Source organism: Mucilaginibacter sp. (genome assembly GCF_039207105.1).
Lineage (GTDB): Bacteria > Bacteroidota > Bacteroidia > Sphingobacteriales > Sphingobacteriaceae > Mucilaginibacter.
Window position 1 is genome coordinate 38,774 of record NZ_JBCECK010000029.1, and the last position, 7,811, is coordinate 46,584.

5 protein-coding genes are annotated in these 7,811 nt (G+C 41.1%); 4 read left to right on the forward strand and 1 reads right to left on the reverse strand.

The genetic code is table 11. The annotated features are described in order from the left end of the window. Positions 1-626, reverse strand: a 626-nt coding sequence (locus tag AAGC65_RS08695; RefSeq protein ID WP_343112047.1) for an aminotransferase class I/II-fold pyridoxal phosphate-dependent enzyme, incomplete at its 3' end; no start/stop codon positions are given. Between the two features lie 506 nt (positions 627-1,132). Here AAGC65_RS08695 and AAGC65_RS08700 point away from each other — a divergent pair. The 4 genes from AAGC65_RS08700 to AAGC65_RS08715 form a co-directional block, all read left to right on the forward strand. Beyond that, entirely contained in the window at positions 1,133-2,491 is a 1,359-nt protein-coding gene (locus AAGC65_RS08700; RefSeq protein ID WP_343112048.1) for a TolC family protein, read from the forward strand. 75 nt (positions 2,492-2,566) lie between these two features. Next, entirely contained in the window at positions 2,567-3,769 is a 1,203-nt protein-coding gene (locus AAGC65_RS08705; RefSeq protein ID WP_343112049.1) for an efflux RND transporter periplasmic adaptor subunit, read from the forward strand. A 28-nt stretch (positions 3,770-3,797) separates the two neighbouring features. Next, positions 3,798-6,977 carry a multidrug efflux RND transporter permease subunit gene (locus AAGC65_RS08710; RefSeq protein ID WP_343112050.1) on the forward strand — a complete coding sequence of 1,060 codons (3,180 nt, stop codon included), beginning with the start codon at positions 3,798-3,800 and terminating at the stop codon, positions 6,975-6,977. 389 nt (positions 6,978-7,366) lie between these two features. Further along, the coding region (locus AAGC65_RS08715; protein ID WP_343112051.1) for a hypothetical protein at positions 7,367-7,811 on the forward strand (445 nt) is incomplete at its 3' end.

The following is a 7,811-nucleotide window of genomic DNA, read 5'->3' on the forward strand; positions in this document are numbered from 1 at the left end:
TCTGCAGCAATAAAGCCACCCAGTGATGCCAGCGATTTGCTGAATGTACCCATGATCAGGTCAACATCATTAGTCAGGTTAAAATGCGACGCTGTTCCGGCACCGTTATCACCAATAACACCAAGACTGTGGGCGTCATCAATCATGATGTTGGCGCCATACTGATCAGCAAGTTTAACTATTTGCGGAAGTTTAACAATGTCGCCTTCCATGCTGAATATACCATCAACTGCAATCACCTTTACAGCTTCTTCCGGCAAAATGCTCAGTTTACGCTGTAAGTCGTCCATATCATTATGGGCGTATTTGATAACTTTTGAAAATGACAGCCTGCTACCGTCAATGATACAAGCGTGATCATATTCATCTAAAATGATATAATCATTACGGCCGGTAATGCATGAAAGTACGCCCAGGTTAACCTGGTATCCGGTACTAAATAAAACAGTTGCTTCTTTACCAACGTAATTCGCAAGCCTGTTCTCTAACTCGATATGAATATCCAGTGTACCGTTCAAAAAACGTGAACCGGCACAACCTGTGCCGTATTTGTCAATCGCTTTTTTTGAAGCTTCTTTAATCTTAGGATGGTTGGTAAGGCCTAAGTATGAGTTAGATCCAAACATTAACACCCTTTTGTTATCTATTAGTACTTCAGTGTCCTGAGCAGACTCAATAGGCCTGAAATAAGGATACAATCCTCGCTCCCGAAGTGTGTTGGCGACTTGGAATTGAGCGATCTTCCCATGTAGTTTTTTAACCATGTATTAACCCTGCTTAAATTTTTTGTAAAAATACCATGAATAAATATATAACTTATATGGTAAATGTAATTTTTTTTTAAAATACTTGTAATGAACCGTTAATTAGCGACTTCCATACCATATTCTCACATGGCAAATTAATTAATTTTTTTGTTTATTTCGCACCACATTTTTTCATTTTTTTGTAAAAAGCCCAAAAAAGTCGCTTTTAAGCCTGTTTTTGTAAAAATTAGATAAAACTTCTTATCTTAATCTTAATTTAGTAATATTTATTACATATTAGCGCCGCCCCTATACGTACCGATAAAAATTGCCGGATCATTTTTTTGTAATTTTTGCTAAATGAATGAAGTACCTACATACACCTTATGAGAAAAAACAAGTATTTTACCCTGTTATCAATAATTTGCTTAACATTAATTTTACATTGCCCGGCCTGGGCCCAAACCACTACCGATAGTATCGGCGGGCCTGTTTCTTTAAGGCAATGTGTTGAATTTGCGTTGCGTAATCAGCCGGTGGTTCGCCAGGCCTCTATTGATGAGCAAATCAATGAAAAAGATATCCGAATTGGTTTAGCTGCCTGGTTGCCACAGCTAAATACATCAGGGTTTTATAACTACTACTTTAAAGGTACGCCCCAGGCTGGCGCTTCCGGTGCTAACATTCCAGGCGGTACTAATGTACGTAACCTATCATCGTTAACCTTACAGGCTACACAGGTATTGTATAATAATGATGTTTTATTGGCAGCTAAAACTGCTAAATACTCCCGTCAATACTATAAACAAAACACGCTTAGCAGCCAGATCAATGTAATATCCGACGTAAGCAAAGCCTTTTTCGATGTGTTGCTTTCACAAAAACAGTTGAATATCACCATTGAGGATATTACCCGCCTGCAAAGAAGCCTTAAAGATGCTGTTAATAAGTACGAGGCTGGCGTATCTGATAAAACTGATTATAAACAGGCTACCATATCGCTTAATAATTCATTAACTACCCGCAAACAAACGGAAGAGGCTATTAAAAGTAAAACGGCCTATTTAAAACAGATCATGGGTGTTGACCCGGCTAAGCCTTTAGAGTTATCTTATGACTCTTCGCGATATGAGCAGGAAGCCTACATTGATACCAACCAAACATTGGATGTCAACAACCGGATAGAATACCGCTTGCTGCAAACCAGCAAAGTGCTGCAAAATATTAATGTTAATTATTACAGGTTTGGTTTTTTACCGTCTATTTCGGCGGTGGGCAATTATAACCTGGCCTACTTTAATCATGGATTTTCAAATTTGTATGATAATGCTTTTCCTACAGGTTATGCAGGGCTTACCGTGAATCTGCCTATTTTTCAAGGTACTAAGCGCTTGCAAAATCTGAGTAAAGCAAGGTTACAGGTAGAGCGCACCGATCTGGATATCGTTAATTCACAAAACACCATTAATACAGAGTATGTGCAGGCATTGGCAAGTTATAAAAGTAATTATACCAGTTATCAGCTCATCAGACAAAATGTTGATCTGGCAAAAGATGTATACAAAATAGTAAGCCTGCAATATCGCGAAGGGGTTAAAACCTATCTGGATGTTATTATAGCTCAGTCAGACCTGCGCACCGCGGAACTTAACTATTATAATGCCCTGTTTCAGTTATTATCAAGTAAAATTGACTTGAAAAAGGCACTGGGTACCCTTACCGCGGATAATAACCAGGGGAACTAATTACGTATTAAGTCATAAACTGTATAGTACTAAATAAGTGCTGTTAAATAAATAACCAACGAACAAATCACTACAATGAAAAACAGATATATATACTGGTTGGCCCCTGCGGCGTTATTAGCATTAGCTTCATGCAAAGGTAAAAGCGCGAATCAAAACGCTGCACCGCCGCCTACACCCGTAACGCTTTACGAAGCTAAAAAGGCAGAAGCAATTTACTATGATCAATATCAGGGTACGGTTGTATCTGTAAATACTACCGAACTAAGAAGTCAGGTTCCTGGTTTTGTAACCGGTATATTTTTTAAAGAAGGTGATGTTGTACAAAAAGGCAAAGTACTTTATGAAATTGACAAGCGTAAATATCTTGCCGCTTACCAGCAAGCGCAGGCCAACTTGTTAAGCGCACAGGCCAACTTAGTAAAAGGGCAAAAAGATATTGACAGGTATAACATGCTGTTAAAAAATGATGCTATTGCTCGCCAAACAGTTGATCAGGCAACAGCAGCTTATGAAACTAACAAAGGCGATGTAGCAGTGGCTAAAGCAGCTGTAGAGTCGGCCCGTACCGATCTTTCGTTCGCTACCATTACCGCTCCGTTTACAGGTCGCATTGGTATATCGCAGGTAAGGTTGGGTACCCAGGTATCTGCGGGTAGTACACTGATGAATACCATATCGGCCGAACACCCTATTGCTGTTGATGTGGTAGTGAACGAACAGGATATTGACCGTTTTTATAAACTGCAAAAATCAAGCAGCGATACTACCTTTAAATTACAACTACCGGATGGGGTTAGCACCTACAATAAACCAGGTAAGGTTTTAGCTATTGATCGTGGCGTAAACAACCAAACCGGTACTATTAAAGTAAGGATCCAATTCCCGAATGAGGATGATGTTTTAAAAGATGGTATGAGCTGTGTGTTAAAGGTGCTGAATAATCAATCGGGCAACCGGGTTCAAATTCCATACAAATCCATTACCGAGCAAATGGGTGAGTTTTTTGTATTTGTGAGCAAGGATACTTCATTTGTTGACTCTACTAAGAATAACGAAAAGACCGAAGCCCTTATCGCTAAACAGCACAAGGTTTCTTTGGGCCCGCGTGTGGGTACCGATGTAGTGATCATGACCGGTGTTGAACCGGGCGACAAGGTAGTCACCGAAGGTTTTCAGCGTTTGAGGGATGGTGGCAAGATTGTTTTGGGCGACCCTTCAAAACAAGGTGCACCAGGGCAGGCTGCTCCAGGACAAGCTAAACAACAAGGAAAGTAACTGGATTTTTTTATAAAAAATAACAAGGATGATAGCAGATACCTTTATACGAAGACCAGTTACCGCTATAGTTATATCATTAGTGATAGTTATTGTTGGTATACTGGCAATTGGCAGCCTTGCCATTGGGCAGTACCCTGAAATTACACCACCAACGGTAAACATTACAGGTACTTACATTGGCGCCGATGCACTCACGGTTGAGCAAACCGTAGCCACGCCTGTTGAAGTACAAGTGAACGGAACCCCGGGCATGACTTATTTGCAAAGTAATAGTACCAGTAATGGTTCTATGAGCATGACGGTTAACTTTGAGGTTGGTACCGATATTAATATTGCCGCTCTTGATGTGCAAAACCGTGTAGGTATTGCTACGCCTACATTGCCGCAGGAGGTACAGCGCATAGGTTTAATTACCCGTAAACGTAACCCAAGTATATTAATGCTGGTAGCTATGTATGCGCCGAAGGGTTCGCACAATGTTACCTTTTTAGATAACTATACCAACATATTTGTACGCGATGCGCTTTTACGTGCTAAAGGCGTGGGAGACGTATTTACACGTGCCGACGACTTCAGTATGCGTATTTGGCTTAAGCCCGATAAAATGGCTGCGCTGGGCATGACAGCCGGAGATATAACGGCTGCCCTGGCCGAACAAAATGCTCAGGTGGCCGCGGGTTCTGTAGGTTCAACACCACAAGAAAACGGACAGCCATTTGAGTATACCGTACTGGTTAAAGGCCGTTTAACCAGCAAGGCCGAGTTTGAGAACATTATTGTGCGTACGCAGCCAAGCAATGGCGCTATTGTGCATTTAAAAGATGTGGCAAGGGTTGAGCTTGGTAAGTTTAACTATGCCGGTAACTCTTTTGTTGATGGTAAACGTGCATCATACCTGCTGGTTTACCAGGCACCGGGTAGTAACGCGCTTGAAACAGCCGATAACGTGTACGCAGTTATGGAACAACTTAAACAATCGTTCCCTGCCGATGTAGATTATGTAGTACCTTTTGAATCGGTTACCGTGGTAAAGGTATCTGTACATGAGGTTATCGAAACGTTGGTAATAGCCTTATTACTGGTAACTGTGGTGGTGTTTTTATTTTTACAAAGCTGGCGTACTACAATTATTCCTGTATTGGCTATCCCAGTATCTATTATCGGTACGTTCATATTCTTTATTCCGCTTAACTTCACCATCAATACGCTTACCTTGTTTGGTTTTGTACTGGCCATTGGTATTGTGGTGGATGACGCCATTGTGGTGGTTGAAGCCGTGCAGCATTATATGGACGAGGAAGGATTATCGCCTAAGGAAGCCACTGTACATGCCATGCGTGATATATCGGCACCGGTAATCGCTATTGCGCTGATATTGGCGGCGGTGTTTGTTCCTGTTGGTTTTATCCCGGGTATCGTGGGACGTTTGTATCAGCAGTTTGCTATCACCATTGCTATATCGGTATTGATATCGGCATTTGTGGCGCTTTCATTAACCCCGGCCTTGTGTACACTGATATTAAAACCGCATAAGCTCGACGAAAAATCAAAAGGGCTTGATAAATTCTTCTTTAAGTTTAACGCCTGGTTTGACCGGCTTACCCACCGGTACAGAAATGGGGTTGATAAGAGTATCAAGAATTCAAAATTTGTGATCATTGTTTTGGTATGTATCATCATTGGAACCATTATGCTGTTCAGGAGCAAGCCAAGCGGCTTTATCCCTACAGAGGATGATGGTCGTATCTACATTACTTATGATTTGCCCGAAGCATCATCTACACAGCGTACGGTAAAAGTTTTGAATGAAATGATGCGGACGCTTGATAGTGTTCCGGAAATTGGCCATTATGCTGCATTAGGTGGGTTGAACGCGGTTACATTCGCAACCAAGTCAAACAGCGCAACCATATTTGTGCAGCTGAAGCCCTGGGAGCAACGTGAAGGTAAAGAGCATACTATATTCCCATTGGTAGCCAAATTGCAAAAAAAGCTATCCCGGTTTAAAGAAGCAAGCGTGGTAGTAATTCCGCCGCCGGCCATACCTGGTTTGGGTAACACGGCAGGTTTCTCTTTCATATTAGAAGAGAAGCAAGCGGGAGGCGATATTAAGAACTTTGAATCGGTAATGCGAAACTTTATAGGCGAAGTAAGTAAACGGAAAGAAATTTCAAAAGCGTTCTCATTCTTTACCGCCCGTACACCGGCTTACCAGCTAACTATCGACAGGGAAAAAACAAAAAGACTTGGCGTACAGCTATCAGATGTAAACGCTGCTTTGCAAACCTACATGGGTAGCTCTTATATTAATGATTTGACCTTGTACGGCAGAACGTTCCGTGTGCTGGCCCAGGCAGATACAAATTATCGTACCAATATTCAAAACATTGGGCAATACTTTGTGCGCAACCAGGCAGGTACTATGGTGCCGCTCAGTACCTTAACTACTTATAAAGTAATTGAGAACGCGCCATTAATTTCGCATTACAACCTGTTCAGGTCTGCCGAAATTGACGGTAACTCCGCTCCGGGTTATAGTAGCGGCGATGCGCTGAAAGCATTGGAAGAAGTAGCAGCCAAAACATTACCTCAAGGTTATGGTTATGAATTTTCAGGCTTGAGCCGGGAAGAGAAGTTATCGGGTTCAAAAACCATTTACATCTTTATGCTGTCTATCGGGTTTGTGTTCCTGTTTTTGGCCGCGCTGTACGAAAGCTGGTCGGTACCGTTTTCGGTATTGCTTGCCGTACCATTGGGCGCATTCGGAGCTATCCTGTTCTTGTATTTTAACCCAAGTTTGGATAACAACGTATACGCGCAGATTGGTTTGATAACGCTAATTGGTTTGGCAGCTAAAAACGCCATCCTGATCGTTGAGTTTGCCAAAGAGCGTGTAGATGCCGGCTGGGATCTGGAAAAAGCAACATTAGAGGCTGTAAGGTTGAGGTTACGCCCAATCATCATGACCTCACTGGCATTTATATTAGGTGTTGCGCCTTTGTTATTTGCATCAGGTGCAGGCGCTGTAGCAAGGCAAACCATCGGTTGGACGGTATTTGGCGGTATGCTTACGGCAACATCGTTAGCTATATTTATAGTGCCGGTACTATTCTTTATTATCACCCGCTTTGCTTACGGTAAAGAACAACTGGCCGAACTGCAAAAGAACTATAAACCCGAAAAAGGCCACGAGCCGGAAGTTTAAAACTTCGGTTAATAAAACAAAAAAGGAGTCCGGTTACCGGGCTCCTTTTTTGTTGCTGGCTATTTTATTATTGGCGCCATTTGCTGTATTATTTACCCAAACAGGACAAAAATTCGACATTTACTGACACTTCTTCCTATATAATGCCCACTCTTTTCAAATATTATTTAATATATAATCAAAATTTTATGAACATAAGCTTTCCATAAAGCCCATGATTAAAAGTATTGATTACCAATAGCTAAGATAGCGCGTGAAGAAACACGTTTAAAACACACGATTATGAGGTGATTGTTAAAATTGTGTGAAATTGTGATACTGGCAAAGTATTTGTTAAGCAGGTGTTAATACAATAAAAAATTGTAGAGTTAGAACTAAAATATACAACTATGAAAACAATGACAAAAATGATAGCCGGAGCATTTACTGCCTTAGCTATATTTATCGGAAGCAATGTAAAAGCTCAAACTGTGCCTAAAAATGTATTACGCTTTGGCATAGGTGTTGAAGGTTTGCTGCCAACTGGAAATTTACATGATATCTCTAATGTTGGTGTAGGTGGTACAGCTCGTTTACAATATGGAATAGCCAATAACCTGGCATTAACACTTACATCCGGTTACTATAACTACTTTGGTAAAACAGCTGAGGTTGCCGAATTTAACGGTAATGTTATTAAAGCTAAGTACAAATCTTTAGGTATGGTGCCTGTTAAAGCAGGTATAAAGGCTTTCTTTACCAATAATTTGTATTTTGGTGCAGAAGTGGGTGCAGGTTTTGAAACCAAAGTTTTTGGTGATATCAAGGATGCTGATTTTTCAAATGGCTTTGGTG

Bases quoted from the DNA above. Each gene is read 5' to 3' on its own strand.
- AAGC65_RS08700 (WP_343112048.1), top strand. From the start codon at position 1,133: ATGAGAAAAAACAAGTATTTTACCCTGTTATCAATAATTTGCTTAACA.
- AAGC65_RS08705 (WP_343112049.1), top strand. From the start codon at position 2,567: ATGAAAAACAGATATATATACTGGTTGGCCCCTGCGGCGTTATTAGCA.
- AAGC65_RS08710 (WP_343112050.1), top strand. From the start codon at position 3,798: ATGATAGCAGATACCTTTATACGAAGACCAGTTACCGCTATAGTTATA.